Source organism: Phycisphaerales bacterium, assembly GCA_035627955.1.
Lineage (GTDB): Bacteria > Planctomycetota > Phycisphaerae > Phycisphaerales > UBA1924 > JAEYTB01.
The window spans coordinates 187,009-203,939 of sequence record DASPKU010000012.1; the positions used below are offsets into that span (position 1 = coordinate 187,009).

Here is a 16,931-nt window from a genome sequence, read left to right on the forward strand (position 1 = left end):
CCACACCGAACTTCCGAGCCTTGTGCGCAGCACCCTGAGTGGCCTTCGCCCCATGCAGCGGCAGGTCGTTGCCGGCGCTGTCTCCCGCTTGTACGTCCGGCGAATCGCCGCCGACTACCAGCCCCGCTTCTCCGTCGGACCCGCCACGGGGCACGAGGCGCTCCGTGACATGAACCTCGTCACACAGATCCTGGGAGGGAACCGCTGATGGTCGCTCCCGTCGGGGACATCAAGAAGCTGGTGCAGGAACGGCTCAATGACGCCGCGGCCCGCCTCAGTTTTCGCCTCAATGTCACCACCGACAAGCTCGTCGAGGGCTGGATCTACCTGGTGGTCGAGCCCGACCGCGACAACGTCGAGATCGAGGATTACGTCCAAGTCCTTTCCAAGGTCGAACAGGAACTTGAGCAAAAGCACAAGGGCCTGCACCTCCTGCTCCTGCCTGCATTGCCCGCCGACTGAACGCCCGCACTGAACACTGATACCCCACCTCCCCTGAGGAGTTTCCGAGTATGGCCGAGACCGTTTACGACCGCGTCAATGACTTTTCCGCCGTCAAGATCACCCTGGCGTCGCCCAACGACATCCGGGCCTGGTCCTACGGCGAGGTGAAGAAGCCCGAGACCATCAACTACCGCACCTACCGCCCCGAGAAGGACGGCCTCTTCTGCGAGCGCATCTTCGGGCCCGAGCGTGACTACGAGTGCGCCTGCGGCAAGTACCGCGGCACCAAGTACAAGGGCATCATCTGCGACCGCTGCGGCGTCAAGGTGACCCACTCCCGCGTGCGCCGCAAGCGCATGGGCCACATCAACCTGGCCTCCCCCACCGTCCACATCTGGTTCTTCAAGTCCATGCCCAGCCGCCTGGGCACCCTGCTGGGCATGAAGACCAGCGACCTCGAGAAGATCATCTACTACCAGGACTACGTCGTCACCGACGCCGGCGACACCGAGCTCAAGTTCAAGCAGATGCTCACCGAGGACGACTACCGCAACGCGGTGGACAAGTACGGCAACGCGTTCAAGGCCCTTATGGGCGCAGACGCCATCCGTGAGCTCATCGAGAAGACCGACCTCGACGCCGAGGTCGCCCAGCTCCGCACCGACCTCAGCCAGACCAAGTCCAAGCAGAAGATCAAGGACCTCGCCAAGCGCCTCAAGCTCATCGAGCAGATCCGCGGCAGCGAGAACGACCCCGCCTGGCTGGTCATGGACGTCGTCCCCGTGATCCCGCCGGACCTGCGCCCGCTGGTCCTGCTCGAGAGCGGCAACTTCGCGACCAGCGACCTCAACGACCTCTATCGCCGCATCATCAACCGCAACAACCGCCTCAAGAAGCTGATGGACCTCAACGCTCCCGAGGTCATCATCCGCAACGAGAAGCGCATGCTGCAGCAGGCGGTGGACGCGCTCTTCGACAACAACCGCTGCCGCCGCCCCGTGCTGGGCAGCAGCAACCGCCCCCTCAAGTCGCTCACCGACATGATCAAGGGCAAGCAGGGCCGCTTCCGCGAGAACCTGCTGGGTAAGCGCGTGGACTACTCCGCCCGCTCGGTCATCGTCGTCGGCCCCGAGCTCAAGCTCAACCAGTGCGGCCTGCCCAAGAAGATCGCCCTCGAGCTCTACCAGCCCTTCATCATCCGCAAGCTCAAGGAGCACGGCCTCGCGGACACCATCAAGTCCGCCAAGCGCATGCTCGAGCGCCGCGACGCCGCGGTGTGGGACATCCTCGAGGAAGTCATCTACCAGCACCCCGTGCTGCTCAACCGCGCCCCTACCCTGCACCGAATGGGCATCCAGGCCTTCGAGCCCGTGCTCGTGGAAGGCAACGCCATCCACATCCACCCGCTGGTGTGCGGCGGCTTCAACGCCGACTTCGACGGTGACCAGATGGCCGTGCACCTCCCCCTCTCCGTGGAGGCCCAGGCCGAGGCCCACGTGCTGATGCTCAGCACGCACAACATCTTCTCGCCCGCCAACGGCAAGCCGATCATCTCGGCCTCGCAGGACATCGTCATGGGCGTGTACTTCATCACGTTCATGACCCCCGACGAGATCGCCGTCGAGAAGATGCCCCGCTTCAAGGACCGCAAGGAGGCCATCCTGGCCCTCGAGCGGCGCCAGATCGGGCCGCACGACAAGATCGTGCTCCGCGTGGACGGCTTCGACACGGTCGTTGAGAGCCAGACCGGCGCCATCAAGCCGATGCCGGCCAACCGCCGCATCGTCACGACCGCCGGCCGCGCCCTCTTTGCCGACGTGCTCTACCCGGGCATGCCCTTCTACAACTGCGCCCTGGGCAAGAAGGGCTGCGCCCGCGTGATCGACGACTGCTACGCGATCGCCGGCCGCGCCCCCACCATCGACCTGCTCGACAAGCTCAAGGAGATGGGGTTCAAGCAGGCCACCCTGGCCGGCCTCTCCTTCGGCATCACCGACCTCCGCATCCCCCACGAGAAGCAGGCGCTGCTCGACGAGGCCCAGAAGAAGGTCGACCGCGTTGAGAAGAACTACGACCGCGGCATCATCACCGCCCGCGAGCGCTACAACCAGCTGCTGGACATCTGGTCGCACTGCCGCGAAGAGGTGCAGAAGAAGCTCGTCACCGCCCTCCGCAACGACCGCCGCGACGAGAACGGCAACGAGCTCCCCCCCGACGCCAAGGCCGGCAAGAGCTACCTCAACCCCGTGTACCTCATGACCGACTCGGGCGCCCGCGGCAACATCAGCCAGATGCAGCAGCTGGCCGGCATGCGCGGCCTCATGGCCAAGCCCTCGGGCGAGATCATCGAGACCCCCATCCGCGCCAACTTCCGCGAGGGCCTCAACATCCTCGAGTACTTCTCGTCCACCCACGGCGCCCGCAAGGGCCTGGCGGACACCGCCCTCAAGACGGCGGACTCGGGCTACCTCACCCGCAAGCTGTGCGACATCGCCCAGTCGGTGATCATCGGCGAGATCGACTGCGGCTCCAAGCGCGGCGTCCTCAAGCGAGCCATCTACAAGGGCGAGCAGGTCGACGTCCCGCTGCGCGAGCAGATCATCGGCCGCGTCACCGTCAACGCGGTCGTCAACCCCGTCACCGACGAGGTCATCGTCAAAGAGAACGAGATGATCTCCGCCGAGGCCGCGGCCAAGATCGAGGAGATCGGCATCGACGCGGTGCTCGTCCGCTCGCCGCTCACGAGCGAGTCCAAGTCCGGCTGCTCCGTGCTCGACTACGGCATGGACATGTCCACCGGCAAGCTCGTTGAGCCCGGCATGGCGGTGGGCATCATCGCCGCCCAGTCGATCGGCGAGCCGGGCACGCAGCTCACGATGCGTACGTTCCACACCGGCGGCATCGGCCAGCGCGCCGCGCAGGACACCGAGTACCGCGCCCTCAACGCGGGCCGCCTCGAGCTCCGCGACGCCCACGCCGTGCCCACCAAGGACGACGAAGGCCACGACGTCATGGTCGTGCTCAAGCGCAACGGCGAGCTCGCGATCATGGACCCCAAGGGCCGCGAGGTCGAGAAGTGGAAGGTGCCCTACGGCGCCTGGGTGTTCGCCAAGGAGGGTGACGAGGTCAAGAAGGGTCAGCTGCTGGTCAAGTGGGACCCGCACCGCACGCCCATCCTGGCCGAGAAGGACGGCGTGGTTTCCTACGTCGACATCATCGAGAAGGAGACCTACCGCGTCGAGGACGCGGGCGGCGGCCGCAAGGACAAGGTCATCATCGAGCACAAGGGCGACCTGCACCCGGCGATCAACATCACCGACGAGGCGGGCAACATCCTGGACTTCCACTACCTGCCCGCCCGGGCACGCCTGGAGGTCGAGGACGGCCAGAAGATCAAGGCCGGCCACATGCTCGCGCGTCAGCCCCGCACCGGCGGCGGTTCGCAGGACATCGTGGGTGGTCTGCCCCGCGTGACGGAGATCTTCGAGGCCCGCAAGCCCCGCGACCCGGCCTTCATGGCCGAGATCTCCGGCCGCGTCGAGATCTTCTCCGACAAGCGCAAGGGCAAGATGACCATCAAGGTCGTCTCCGAGGCCGGCATCGAGAAGGACCACCACGTCCCCAGCGATAAGCAGCTGCTCGTGCACACCGGCGACTACGTGCAGGCGGGCGACCCGCTCACCGAAGGCCCGCTGGTCCCGCACGACATTCTGCGGATCAAGGGCGAGGAGGCCCTCTGGAGCTACATGCTCGACGAGGTGCAGAACGTGTACCGCGCCCAGGGCGTGGCCATCAACGACAAGCACATCGAGCTGATCCTCTCCCAGATGATCCGCAAGGTGAAGGTCGAGAACCCCGGCGACACCGACCTGCTCCCGCAGGAAGTGGTCGACAAGTACACCTTCAAGCAGAAGAACCGCGAGATCGAGTCCTGGGTCCGCGTCTCCGAGGTGGGCGGCACCGACCTCAAGCTCGGCGAACTGGTCAGCAAGGCCACCATCAAGGAGGCCAACGCCAAGGCCGAGGCCGCGGGCAAGGAGGGGGCCAAGGCCAAGCGGGCCCGCCCCGCCACCGGCCGCACGCTGCTGCTGGGCATCACCAAGGCCTCGCTCCAGTCCGAGTCGTTCCTCTCGGGCGCCTCGTTCCAGGAGACGACCAAGGTGCTCACGGAAGCGTCCCTCAAGGGCGCCAGCGACTTCCTCATCGGCCTCAAGGAGAACGTGCTGCTGGGCCACCTCATCCCCGCGGGCACGGGCTTCCGCCCCTACCAGGAGATCAAGGTCAAGCCGCTGGTCGCCATCGAGGAGGACTACGACGACGAGTCCGAGATGATGGAAGAAGCCGCCGCCGCCGCCGAGGCCCTGGGCGCGGACAGGTCTGATGGGCATGTGCCCCAGATCGAAACCACTTCATCGACCGGCGCCATGGGCGGCACACCGGCGGGCACGCAGTAACCGTGCCTTGAATGTCCCGGTGGCACAGGCGTCCCGCCTGTGCACTTCGAAGCAGCAACCCAAGGGCCGCCCTCACCACGAGGGCGGCCCTTTTCGCACTGCGCGGTCTCGTTAGCCGGCATGTCCGTCGCTCATCCCGCGCCGCTATGATCCCGGCGATCAATCGCATCGGAGAACCGGGCAGCAATGGCAGACGAGGTACAGCAACTCGACATCAACGAAGTAGTCGCAAGCCTCGTGGCACGGACTGCGCAAGGACTTGGGCAGACCCTATTGGGTGGTGGAAAGAGCGTACTCGACGAAGCTCGCGTAAGGCTTGGCAGTGCCTTCACCCGCTACCTCGACGAGCAGCTCAAGCGCCGCAGTCAGATCCGTACACTCCTTTACCGGGACGCGCCACAGTTCATCTACAACTTCTATGTCCCCCAGGACCTGCAGTTTCGCAATGACGACGTGCTCAAGAACGTCGGCGCCGTTTCACTGCTGAGCAGAGCGAAGCACTGCGTCATCGTCGGCATGGCCGGAATGGGCAAGTCCACCCTCTTGCGCCATCTGTTCGTCGACTTTGCCAAGACCACCAATCACGTTCCACTCTTCATCGAACTGAAGGGCGTCAACCCAAATGGACAAACGCTGGAATCGCTGATCGAGGCCGAACTGTCGCTTCCATCCCTCAACTTGGCCCCCGGTGCAATCAAACGAGCATTTGAGAAGGGACAGTTCGTGCTGCTGCTAGATGGGTTTGACGAGGTGAACCTCGAGAAACAGGATGCGGTTTCGACTGCGATCCAGAGGCTTGCCAACGAGAATCCAGCCTTGCCGATCCTCGTCACGTCGCGCCCTGATGACCGGTTCATCGGATGGGTGGGGTTTAGCAGTGTGACCGTGCTACCGCTATCGCTAGAGAAGGTCCGCACCCTTATCGCAAGGATCGAATACGACGAGGGCACCAAGATCCGGTTCCTCGCGGACATTGAGTCCACCCTTTGGCAGACTCATCAGTCGTTCCTTTCGAACCCGCTGCTTCTAACAATCATGCTGATTACGTACTCGCATAACGCGAGCGTGCCCTCACGCATGCATCTGTTCTACTCGCAGGTTTTCGAGACGCTTTGGAACCGTCACGACGCTCTGAAAGACGGGTACAAGCGCACGCTGAGTTCAAACCTCGAGAAGGACGATTTCGTGGCGATGCTTGAGGCATTCGCATTCAAGACCTACTGGGACGCGAAAACGACCTTGACCCTTCAAGAGGTGGATGAAACGCTAGCGTTTGCACTGAAGGTGGCCCGAGTCCCCGGCGATCGGTCGAAGTGTCTGGAGGACTTAGTCCGAGCACTGTGCATCCTGAACCGCGATGGACTGCACATTAGTTATACCCACCGGTCCTTCCAGGAATACTACGCCGCTCGTTTTCTGTTGCGAGCCTCACCTGATCAGCGCGGCAAACTCATCGAACGCGTCGTGAAGAATTCGTCGCGCGCGGACCAGGTGCTTCAGTTGATGTGGGAGATGGACAAGGCTCTCGTCGAGCGAGAGCTACTAATCCCAAAGCTGTCGGAGTTGGAGGAGTCCCTGAAGGGGAAGTCCGGCGACGACCGTTTGGTAGCGTTCACCTCATTCTGGGCCCAGCGACTCACGATCGTCAATACTGTGAACAGGGGCGCATTACTGCTCCATACCGCCAAGCAGCCCGAGGCTCCAATCTTTGACTTCGTTTCCACCCACTACCGGAAGGCGGAGTGGGAGAAGATCAAGGAAACCTTTGGGAAGCGAAACGCGGACGAAGTCTCACGTGGGATTCTGGCTCGACGGCACGATGATAACGGCAATCTTGAGATAGACGCGGCAGACTTCGAGGGCAATCGTGAGATTATCCGCGAACTTGCGGGCGTGAGGTTTCACCATTCGACAGAGGCCATGGATCTTTTGCTCCGGATCCTTGATGACATGCGCCGTGAACACAAAGAGCGATCTGTTTCACTCGACGAGCTCTTTTCATAAAAGGCGTCACTTCCCCGGCAGGTGGCATCACCCTCGTACCACCACCTTTCGGCTCTGCGAAAGGTGATGATTGGACGTGGGCCGCCGCGGGGGCACCACCATTCGCAGAGCCGAATGGTGGTGGCACGGCTCCGTTACGCCACGCCACCCGTCCGGTACGACACGTCCCGCGTTCGTTACGCGACGGCACTATTTCCGTAAGAGTTCTGGGGGATCGCGTACGGAATCCCGCGCGTTCCTTACGTGGCGGGGGCGGTCGCGTAAGGACTGCGCGGGACCGCGTACGGAAACGCCGCCGCGGCGTATGCGGGGCGGGGGAATCGGTGCGGAATCCGCGGCGTCGGGCACGCGGGGCGGGCGGTTCCGCGGGCTTTGGGCCGCGTTCCAGGCCGATCCTGTGCGGTTGCGGTGGTGTGGGGATGCGTCCGGGGGCGTCGGCGGCCCAAACGTGTCAAAAACGGCAGAGTCCGCTCAACCCCCCCACCCCTCACGCCGATGCTGTCTCCATCATGCCTATCCAGCGCATCATCCGCTCCCCCGCTCCGCCGCCGTGAACTTCGCGGGCCAGCACGTCGAGCCCTTCCAGCAGCACGCGGCGTTGCTCGGGCTCAGCCCGCAGCAGCTCGCCAGCTACGAGCAGGCCGTGGTGAACGCGCAGGACGCCCTCGCGCAGGCCACCGCCGCGAAGCAGGCGTGGAAGACGGCGGCCTCGCTCGCCGCGACCCGTATGCGCGAACTGAACCGTGTGATGACCGAGACGGTGACGCTGATCGACCTCAACGCCGCGAACGCGGCGGACCCGATGGAGCTGTACCAGGCCGCGATGCTGACCCCGCCCAACACCCCGGGCGTGATGGCCGCGCCGGGGCCGTGCACGCACCTCCGCGCCACGCTCAACACCGACGGCTCGCTGACGATCCAGTGGAAGTGCAAGAACCCCGCCAACGCCCACGGCACGATCTACCAGGTCCTGCGGCGGCTGCCGAGTGCCGACGGCGGCTGGGGCCCGTTCACGCAGGTCGCGCTCGCGGGCCGTAAACACTTCCGCGACGGCACCCTGCCCGCCGGCGTGGGAACCGTGCAGTACACCGTGCAGGCCCGCCGCGTCGACGTGCTGGGCCCGGTGTGCGCGCCCTTCACGGTGCAGCTGGGGGCGGGGGCGCTCACGGCCGGCGGGGAAACCGCGGGCGAGGCCAGGCTGGCGGCGTGACACCCACAGGAGACTCGAAACACAGCGCCCACGAAGAACACCAGGGAGAGGCTTGGAAGGACATGAATGAGCGGGCTGATCCCTGGTTCAACCCCGCTCCGCCAGCGTGAAGCAGAACGTGGTGCCCTGCACGCCCGGCGGGGGGTCCTCGATCCAGATGCGGCCGCGGTGGCGTTCGATGATGCGGCGGGTGAGGGCCAGGCCGGCGCCGGTGCCGGCGTTGGGCGGGTCGTGGGGGTCGCCGGGCTCGGGGCGGCGGAACATGCGGAAGACCCTGTCGCGCTTCTCGCGCGGGATGCCCGCGCCGTTGTCGCGCACGTAGAACACCGGCGGCTTGACGTCCACCGAGGCGCCCAGCCCGATCACGCCCATGTCGAGCACGCCCACCTCGATCACCTTCGGGCTGGAGCGGTTGTACTTGACGCCGTTGGCGATCAGGTTCGTAAAGACGCGGATGATGCTCGCCTCGTCGCAGCGCACCGGCGGCAGGGGGCCGCGCACAATCACCTCCGCGTTCTCCTGCTTGAGCCAGGGCTCGAGCGTCTGGACCACGCGCCCCGCCACGGCCGCGGGGTCCACCACGGCGGGCCCGGACTCACCCGGCTCCGCGGCGCCGGCCGCCGACTCGCGGGCGTAATCGAGCGCGACGCCGAGCATGTGGGCCATCCCCTGGGCGGAGGCCTTGAGGCGCCCCAGGCGGTGCCGCTCGTCGGGCGTGAGGCGGTCGGCGGTGTCCTCCTCCAGGAACGTGGCCAGGTAGGTGATGCCCCGCAGCGGCTCCTTGAGGTCATGGGCCACGGCGTGGGAGAACTCGTCGAGCCGCTCGTTGGCCTCGCGGAGCTCGCGCTCCGCCCGCGTGCGCTGCCGCACCTCCGCCTCCAGCTCGCGGGCGCGGCGGTCGAGCTCCGTGAACGCGGCCCGCTCACGGGCCACCGAGCGGCGGTGCGCCTCGCTGAGCACGACCACGCCCGCGCCCAGCACGCCGTTGAGGGCCACGGCCACGATGTCCGCCGGGCGCGACACCGCGAAGAAGCCCTCGGGCGGCAGCGACCAGATGGACGTAAGGGTCGCGACCACCACCGCGGTCGCGCCCGGGAGCACGCCCAGGCACAAAGCCGCGACCACGATGCCCAGGAACTCAAAGGGCAGGAACTGGCCCATGGGGCCCAGCAGCCGCTCGGGGACGACCTGCAGCGCGTGCGCCCCCGCCATCAGCGGCAGGGCGAGCAGGCACCGCGCCCACAGCGGGAGCCGGAGGGTGGCGTCGAAGTAGTTGCGACGCGGGAGCGCCATGCCGGTCTTTGTATCAATCCGCTCCGCGGGGGGCAACGAAAACCGGCGTGAATCGGCGTGGTGAGCGCGGAGGCTGAGGCGGGCGCTCATGCGGGCGCGGATGGAAGCCCGACCCCCACTCAGTCCCCCCGCAGCACGAGCACCGGCGCATCAAGCTCGGACTCCATCCGCACCGTGGGGTCCAGCCGCTTCTCCATGGCGCCCAGCAGGCCGGTGGGCCGCTCGGCGTGCATGACCAGCAGGTCGGCGTGCACGCGGCGGCCGTACTCCAGCACCTCCTGCGCAGGATCCACGCCAAAGAGCACGGCGTAGCGCACGTCGAGCCCGGGCGTGCGTTCCACCACGGGCCCGACGCACTCCCGCAGCCGCGCCAGCTCGCGGGCCTCGTACGCGTTCCGCTCCTTCTCGGAGGAGGCCTCCGCGGGCGAGCGGTAATGCAGCTTCATCCACGGCGGCGTGCACGCGTGCACCACGTGCAGCACCGCCCCCCCACCACCCGACCCCCGCGCGATCACCGCCGCCTGCTCCATCAGCCGCGGGCAGCTCTGCGAGAAGTCCACCCACACCAGCACGTTCCTGTACACCGGTTCGTTCGCCATCACCATGTTGAACTCCTTTCCCGCGCCGCCCGCTCGCGGCCGTCTCGATGTTCCGCTTCGCGAACGTCGGCCGCGCCCGCCTCACGCCCGGGTGTCGCCGCACCCGCGCCCACCCCCGCGTCGAGCGTCGCGGCCAGGGGCACGGGCCTCAGCAGCCGACGCACCGCCAGGATGAACACGCCCGTGAGCAGCAGGTTCAGCGAGAGCGAGAGCACCGCCACCGTCAGCGTCGCCCCGCCGATGCCGTACCCCAGCGAGATCGCCAGCACCCCCGCGCCCACCTCGCCCCGCGGCCACATCCCAATCGAGAGCGCCAGCCGCTCGCGGAGCGTCGCCTCGCGCCGGTAGCACAGGGCCGGGAACATCTTGCCCAGGTTCGAGATGGCCGTCACCGCCAACACGTGCACCGCGATCATGCCCCAGCCCATGGCGGGGGCGGAATCCGCACCCTCCGCGCCGCCCCCACTTCCCCCGCTGCCGATACTTCCGAAGATCGACGGCATCGACAGCCCCACCAGCACCATGAACACCGCCGACACAATGGTCGCCACGAGCTGCTCGTCGCGGGTCTCCGGGCCCTCCAGCTCCCCCTCCTTCGCGTCGTTGCCGTGCGGGTTGCTCCACGTCGGGCGCTTCATGATGCACCCCAGCACGAAGGCGGGCAGCAGCACCTCCAGGTGCACCGGCACCGCGGGGTCGTACGCCTTGCTCCCCATGTACGCGAGCTCGGAGATCGTGGTGATCGCCACCGCGTAGCCCATCACCCACGGCCACGTCACCGGGATGCTCACGCGGTGCAGGAACTTCCACGCCGCCCACAGCAGCAGCCCCGAGATGATGACGATCCCCCCCAGCTGCGGACGCATCCCCACCATCATGACCTGCAGGGGGATCATCAGCAGGATGGTGTCCAGGTCGTCCAGGATCGCCAGCACGCGGGCCTTCCTGAACAGCCACGTCGCCGCCAGCCCCGCGGCCGCAAGCATCGAGAACAGCACGCCCGCCGAGGTGGGCGAGGCGAACCGCGATTGCAGCAGCATGTCGCGCCACACGCCCCCGTCGCCCCAGTCGGCGCGCGGCGACATCACGAACACGAAGTAGAGCGCGACCATGATCCACGGGAACGCGGCCGCGGTGAAGGCCACCACGTAGTCCCACCCCAGGGCCCGCAGCTTCGTCTTGTCCAGCTCAAACTCGTAGCCCACGTGGATCATGATGAAGGACAGGGCCGCCATCGTGCCCAGCATGACCCACTTGCGGAGCGTCTCGGCGTCCGCCGGCACCAGCTGCGACAGCCCGAGCCCGGCCACCAGCAGCAACGAGAACAGCGCGACCTTCCGCATGGAAGCCTCCATCGGTCCGACAAAGGCATGATGGGCGCGGGCCAATGGTTTTCTGCGCTGCTGCTGGATTTATCGAGAGCTGCTGCTCCTCCGGCTGGTGGCGGCCATTTGCCTGATGCCAAATGAGCGTCGCACAGCCGACCAAAGCCCAGGGATCATGATCCCTGGGCTCTTCCGTTCGCACCGCACCAACCGCAACCCCCACCCCGCCCACCGGTACACTCCCGCGCGTGCCCCCCAGCACCCCCACTACCTCCACAACTCCCACCACCGCCGCCGCCCACCTAGCTCGGCTCAAACGCCGCCACCGGCGCACGCTGCTCTGGCCCGGGCTGATCCTCACGTCCGTGAGCCTGGTGCTCTTCTTCATCAGCGTGTGGGGCGTGCGCTACGTCTCGCCGCCGCGGTTCCCCAGCGATCCGCCCTCGCCGCGGTTCCCCGCGGGCTATCCCATGTGCACCACCGTCGGCGGCCGCAACGGCATCTTCTACTTCAGCAACCGCGTCTCCAGCGCCCACCACGGCTGGTTCATCAATACCGACTCGCTCCCAACCGGCGACGTCAAGTTCTGGCCCTGGCGCGGCCGCTTCCTGCACCTCAACACCTCGCCCGTCGGCTCCAGCTGGTTCGAGCTCTCCTTCGAGGTCCCGCTGTGGATGCCCACACTCACCGGCTGCGGCCTGCTCACCGCCTACCGCATCGCCCGCCGCCCCACCCGCCTGCAGCGCGGCCTCTGCCCCCGCTGCGCCTACCCCCGCTACGGCCTCGAGCCCGACGCCTCGTGCCCGGAGTGCGCGCTGGTGCCGTGAGGCGTGAGTCTCGGCGCGTCCCCATCCGGCGCTGTTAGCATGCCCGCGATGCAGCAACCAACACTCCGCCGACGAGTCCCCGTCTCGCTGCTGGCGGTCATCACCGTGCTCGCTGCTCTCGCATGGTTCGTGAGCGCGTGGTGGGGAATCGCGCTCATGGACCTCGGCTGGCGCTGGTCACCCTCGCTCACCCGCGGCCAGCTGCGCCTCTACTTCCGCACCTACCCCGTCGACCAGCGCAACATCGACGTCATGACCGACAACCCCGCGACCTTGGGCCGCCTCGGCCCGCTATGGCTCGGCGCTGTCGACCGGCGCCCCATCCCGCGCTGGGAAATGCTCCCCGAGCACGACCATGCTCGGACGGGCACGCGCATCGACCTGCCGGTCTGGCCTCTCCCGATCCTCACCGGGGCCGCTTGGTTCCTGCTGCGCCCGAAGCGTCAGCGGCCCCTCGGCGCGTGCGCCGCCTGCGGCTATGACCGCAGCACGATCCCTGCGTCGGCGCCGTGCCCCGAGTGCGGCAGGCTCACCGCAACGCCCGAATCTCAGAATGTGATTGCAGACCCCCGCCGTGCCCTTTAGCATGGGCTCACGCAGGTCGACGTCGTGCACCAGGGCAACTACTCACTGTCGCTCACGATTCCATCGCCCGCGGCCGCGCTGCCGCTCGCGGCCTTGCCGCTCATCACGCGCCGCCGCGGGCGCTGACCATCCGTCCTGCGTTACCCAAAGCCCAGGGATCATGATCCCTGGGCTTTCTTGTTGATCCTGCCAGCGCGTTAGCATCTTCCCATGCTCAACCCTGTGAAGATGTACGACTACCTCGCCCTTGCCCGCGGCCGCGTGCTCGACAAGGTGCGCACGCTCTCGCCCGAGGACTACACGCGCCAGTTCCCCATCGGCCTGGGCTCCCTCGCCCGCACGCTCACGCACATCATGGGCAGCGAGTGGTACTACGTGCAGCGGATGCTGGACCGCGAGGTGCCCGACTACTCCACGTGGCCGATCCAGGACGAGAAGCCGCCCGCGTTCGGCGTGCTCAACGAGCACTGGAAGGGCGTGGCCGACGGCACCCGCGCGGCCATCGCCACACTGAACGAAAACCACGGCTGGCACCGCGTCCTCGAGTACCGCTACACCGACGACCACGGCCGCCGCATGGTCAGCACCGCCACCCCCGCCGACCAGTTCACCCAGCTCTACCAGCACGAGGTCCACCATCGCGCGCAGGTGGTCAACATGCTCAAGCAGCTGGGCCACACCCTGGGCGACCTGGACTTCAACATGCTGATGTTCGCGCGAAGGCCGGAGTAAGGGGGGGCTGATGAGGACGTAGAAGTGCGCCGTGGCTGAGTCTTGAAGCCGTAGGCCTCACCTCCAGTAGCCGGGGGTCAAGCGAGGAGTCCTCGACGAGCGCGACCCCCGGTCCGCGGCGCCGACAATGCCTGCACCCCAAAGGGGTGCTCGTTGCTTCACCCGATGCGCCCGCCCGCCGCTCGCGCTCACGGCACACACGCGTACAGCAAGAACCCAAGCACCCCCACCACCATCGCTACCACCACGCAGTTCTGGATCAGCCGCTCCCGCCGCCCCGCCGCGGCCGCGCCGTCGAGCACCTCGCGCTCCTCCACCGCCCGCGCCCCGCACTCAGGGCACACCCCGCCCGCGCTCACGTGCGCGATGCTGTACCCGCAGTTGAAACAGCGCGGATGATCCGCCCCCATGCAAAGAGAATACTACCGAATGCACGATGGCCGCACGCCGCATCCGCCGCCAGGACTCCTAGCAAACAATCCCCCATGCCCGCAACCGGTATCCCCGCCCTCGAGCGCCTCGTCGCCCGCCTGTTCATCCGCCGCTTCGTGCGCAACAACCCCGTCGAGCACGCCCCCATTCTCCTGCGCGACCAGCAGCGCACCCTCGCGGCCATGATCGACCGCGCCGGCCCCGATGCCGAACGCCGCGTGCAGATCAAGCGCCTCCGCGGCCTCGAGCAATCCTCCACCAACTACTCGCTCGCGATGGTCGCCAGGCACCTCGCCATGATCAACCGCGACCTCGCCACCACCCTCTCGCACCTCAAGGCCGGCCGCCCCTGCCCCATCGTCGTCAGCACGGCCAACTACAAGCCCCCGCCCGACACCCGCGCTCCCGCCGCCATGCGCGAGCTCACCGACGCCAACGACGCCCTCGCCCGCGAGCTCGCCGACCCCGGCGCGATCCGCGCCAGCCGCGTGACCCACGTGCACCCGTGGTTCGGCCCGCTCTCGTGCGAGGTGTGGGCCTGCTTCGGCCCCTTCCACCAGGCCCTGCACCTGCGGCAGGCGGACGCCATCGTCGCGGGTTTCTAAGAGAGCCGATCGCGCGAGCGATCGGGCCCATGTTCGAGCAGTCCCTTGCAGCACGAGGTTCACCGCCACGCGCAGGCGATTGTCACGCCAAAGCAGATGAGCATCGTTCACAACGACCTGGACTTCAACACGCTAATGTTCACGCGGCCGGCGGAGCCCTGAAACTGCAATCGGAGTGGCACGCTGTTGATACCCTGAGCGAATGAGCCGGCCGCGAGGTTGCTTCCACTGGCGCTGCGTACCCCCATCGGCCGCTGCGCTCATCGCTCTCCTCCTGCTAGCGGGCGTGTTCGGAGCACAACTGAGCATGGGCCGTTACGGGCTCGAGCTGAAACGCGGCACTCTGATCCTGGTTCATGCTACGCGCGATGTCGAGTGCCGCGGCGAGAAGTGGTTCTTTCCAGATTTCCCAAAGGTCACATTCGAGTTCCGTAGTTGGAGCGTCTGGCGCCCTCACCGGCAGACTCAGAGCGTCAGTTCAGCCCACATTCGACTGCCCCCATCGAGCGTCGATGCGATTGTCGTCCCCTTGTGGCCCTGGCTTGCAGTGACGCTTGTCGTCTGGATGGCCACAGCGGTTTGGATGAGGGTGCAATCCAGTGTCCGCGGACGGTGCGCGTCCTGCAGCTATGAACGTCGGGGTCTGCAGCCCGCCGCTCGATGCCCGGAGTGCGGCTCTATCCCGGACTCCGTCAAGCCTTCTTCCTGAACCGCTTCCGGCGCTCCTTGTCGCCCCCGCCGATCACCCCCAGGTCCAGCAGCACGCCCAATATCACGGCCGCCAAACCTAATCCGTGCACCCCACCCTGCGAGTTCACCGCCCACGCGTACGCCAGCGTCGTGAACGGCGCAAAGAAAAAGCCCAGGATCGGCCACAGCGCCGTCTGGAACGCCCGCCCCATGTAGTCCGTGAACAGGTACAGCAGCACCATCACGATGCGGGGGAAGAAGAACCCGATGATGGCGAAGAGGCAGGGCATAGGAAAAGCGGAAAGCGGAAACCGGAAAGCGGAGCAAGACTGTTGATGAGTCTACAAGCGGGTACGCGCCACGCCACGTTCTTCCGCTTTCCGCTTTCTGATTTCCGCTTTCACATCCAAAGCCGCACCACCACCCACGTCACCACCGCCGCGTACACGCCCGCGACGAGGTCGTCGATCAGCACCCCCCATCCCGCGTACAGCCGCTGCAACCCCCGCGCCGGCGGCGGTTTTACGATGTCCATCACGCGGAACGCGACGAAGGCCGTGAGCAGCGCCAGCAGCGCATCGGACCATTCCGGGTACCACACCGGCAGCACCAGCAGCGGCAGGCACTGCCCCGCCGTCTCGTCCGCCACGGCCTGCGACGGGTCCTTCTCCCCGAACCGCGCCTCCGCCCCATCCCCCTGCGCGACGCACGCGTAGCAGAACGCCACCAGCACGATCAGCAGCGCGAGCACGTACAACCCGCGCACGAGCGGGGCGTGCTCCGCCCCCACCACCCGCGCCACAAAGAAGAACGCCCCCGCCAGCAGCACCGGCGGCAAAGACCCCCACGTTCCCGACGCCGGCCACATGTGGCCGAGCCCGAACACCGTGATCCAGTTGACGCGGGGGCGGTTCATCGGCGGAGACTAGCGGATGGAAGTCGGAAGTGCGAAGTCGGAAGTCGGAACAGGAAAACGCACCCGTCGGCGTTACTCCGACTTCCCACTTCCGACTTCCGACTTCGACAACACCCCTAATCCCTTCACCACGTACGGCACCCCCGAGATCACCGTCACCACCACCGTCGCCCACACCGCCAGATCAATCACCCGCCGCCACACATACCCCTCGCGCACCTCCGTGATCCCCAGCATCACCAGGATGAACGGGATCACGCACGCCTGCAGGATCATCTTCGCCTTCCCGCTCCACCCCGCGGAGAAGTCCACCCCATCCTCCTCCGCCACCGCGCGAATCGACGTCACCAGCAGCTCCCGCGCCAGGATCACCACCACCATCCACGGCAGGACCCCGCTCACCTGGAAGTGCGACCCGTCCCCCTTCTCCAGGGCGAACTGCGGCCCCGCCAGCATCACGAACGCGCCCACGACCAGCACTTTGTCCGCGAACGGGTCCATCACCCGCCCGAACTTGCTCACCACGTGCCACCGCCGTGCCAGCGGCCCGTCCAGCGCATCAGTCAGTGCCGCCAGCCCGAACAACGCCGCGGCGATCAGGTACCGCCACACCGGCTGCTTGGGCGTCACCAGCAGGTCCCGCACCGGGTAGCTCCACACCGCCAGCTGCACAAAGAACGCCACCGCGATCACAAGCCGCAACGCCGTCAGGGCATTGGGCACCCACCGCCGGTACGTCAGCTCCGGGGCGAGCGCGGCAGGATGGTCAACCGGCGCAACCGCCGGCGGTGTCGTCGTCACAGCGCTCATCCTAT

16 protein-coding genes are annotated in these 16,931 nt (G+C 66.8%); 9 read left to right on the forward strand and 7 right to left on the reverse strand.

The features are described from left to right. The first annotated feature begins 52 nt into the window (after positions 1-52). From VD997_10600 to VD997_10620, 5 genes are all read left to right on the forward strand, one after another. A complete protein-coding gene (locus tag VD997_10600; GenBank protein HYE62436.1) occupies positions 53-208 on the forward strand; it encodes a hypothetical protein in 156 nt (51 codons plus the stop codon). After that, entirely contained in the window at positions 208-462 is a 255-nt protein-coding gene (locus VD997_10605; protein ID HYE62437.1) for a hypothetical protein, read from the forward strand. Before VD997_10600 ends, VD997_10605 begins: the two co-directional genes overlap by 1 nt. A 50-nt stretch (positions 463-512) precedes the next feature. Further along, positions 513-4,898 (forward strand): DNA-directed RNA polymerase subunit beta', encoded by a 4,386-nt coding sequence (gene rpoC, locus VD997_10610; GenBank protein ID HYE62438.1) that lies wholly within the window; start codon positions 513-515, stop codon positions 4,896-4,898. Between the two features lie 186 nt (positions 4,899-5,084). Next, entirely contained in the window at positions 5,085-6,902 is a 1,818-nt protein-coding gene (locus VD997_10615) for an NACHT domain-containing protein (GenBank protein ID HYE62439.1), read from the forward strand. A gap of 550 nt (positions 6,903-7,452) precedes the next feature. Beyond that, positions 7,453-8,112 carry a fibronectin type III domain-containing protein gene (locus VD997_10620; GenBank protein ID HYE62440.1) on the forward strand — a complete coding sequence of 220 codons (660 nt, stop codon included), beginning with the start codon at positions 7,453-7,455 and terminating at the stop codon, positions 8,110-8,112. Between the two features lie 87 nt (positions 8,113-8,199). Here VD997_10620 and VD997_10625 read toward each other — a convergent pair whose 3' ends face one another. The 3 genes from VD997_10625 to VD997_10635 form a co-directional block, all read right to left on the reverse strand. Beyond that, the gene (locus VD997_10625; protein ID HYE62441.1) at positions 8,200-9,405 is read right to left on the reverse strand and encodes a HAMP domain-containing sensor histidine kinase; all 1,206 of its coding nucleotides are present in this window, start codon (positions 9,403-9,405) and stop codon (positions 8,200-8,202) included. Between the two features lie 119 nt (positions 9,406-9,524). Further along, positions 9,525-10,010 (reverse strand): universal stress protein, encoded by a 486-nt coding sequence (locus VD997_10630; protein HYE62442.1) that lies wholly within the window; start codon positions 10,008-10,010, stop codon positions 9,525-9,527. Then, complete coding sequence (locus tag VD997_10635; protein HYE62443.1) at positions 10,004-11,347, reverse strand: hypothetical protein; 1,344 nt, start codon at positions 11,345-11,347, stop codon at positions 10,004-10,006. The genes VD997_10630 and VD997_10635 overlap by 7 nt, the downstream gene beginning before the upstream one ends. A 230-nt stretch (positions 11,348-11,577) precedes the next feature. Here VD997_10635 and VD997_10640 point away from each other — a divergent pair, with 230 nt between their 5' ends. The 3 genes from VD997_10640 (at position 11,578) to VD997_10650 (ending at position 13,473) form a co-directional block, all read left to right on the forward strand. After that, positions 11,578-12,156, forward strand: coding sequence for a hypothetical protein (locus VD997_10640; protein HYE62444.1), 579 nt, complete (start codon positions 11,578-11,580; stop codon positions 12,154-12,156). 48 nt (positions 12,157-12,204) lie between these two features. After that, positions 12,205-12,741 (forward strand): hypothetical protein, encoded by a 537-nt coding sequence (locus tag VD997_10645; protein ID HYE62445.1) that lies wholly within the window; start codon positions 12,205-12,207, stop codon positions 12,739-12,741. Positions 12,742-12,951: 210 nt separating this feature from the next. Then, the gene (locus tag VD997_10650; protein HYE62446.1) at positions 12,952-13,473 is read left to right on the forward strand and encodes a DinB family protein; all 522 of its coding nucleotides are present in this window, start codon (positions 12,952-12,954) and stop codon (positions 13,471-13,473) included. 188 nt (positions 13,474-13,661) lie between these two features. Here VD997_10650 and VD997_10655 read toward each other — a convergent pair whose 3' ends face one another. Beyond that, positions 13,662-13,883, reverse strand: a complete 222-nt coding sequence (locus tag VD997_10655; GenBank protein ID HYE62447.1) for a hypothetical protein — start codon at positions 13,881-13,883, stop codon at positions 13,662-13,664. Positions 13,884-13,958: 75 nt separating this feature from the next. Between VD997_10655 and VD997_10660 the strand changes: the two genes are divergently transcribed. Beyond that, positions 13,959-14,510, forward strand: a complete 552-nt coding sequence (locus VD997_10660; GenBank protein ID HYE62448.1) for a hypothetical protein — start codon at positions 13,959-13,961, stop codon at positions 14,508-14,510. A 692-nt stretch (positions 14,511-15,202) separates the two neighbouring features. Here the strand turns inward: VD997_10660 and VD997_10665 are convergent. The 3 genes from VD997_10665 to VD997_10675 form a co-directional block, all read right to left on the reverse strand. Further along, positions 15,203-15,490, reverse strand: coding sequence for a hypothetical protein (locus VD997_10665; protein ID HYE62449.1), 288 nt, complete (start codon positions 15,488-15,490; stop codon positions 15,203-15,205). Positions 15,491-15,600: 110 nt separating this feature from the next. Then, positions 15,601-16,116 carry a phosphatidylglycerophosphatase A gene (locus VD997_10670; GenBank protein ID HYE62450.1) on the reverse strand — a complete coding sequence of 172 codons (516 nt, stop codon included), beginning with the start codon at positions 16,114-16,116 and terminating at the stop codon, positions 15,601-15,603. Between the two features lie 72 nt (positions 16,117-16,188). Continuing rightward, positions 16,189-16,926 carry a CDP-alcohol phosphatidyltransferase family protein gene (locus VD997_10675; GenBank protein HYE62451.1) on the reverse strand — a complete coding sequence of 246 codons (738 nt, stop codon included), beginning with the start codon at positions 16,924-16,926 and terminating at the stop codon, positions 16,189-16,191. Positions 16,927-16,931: the final 5 nt, after the last annotated feature.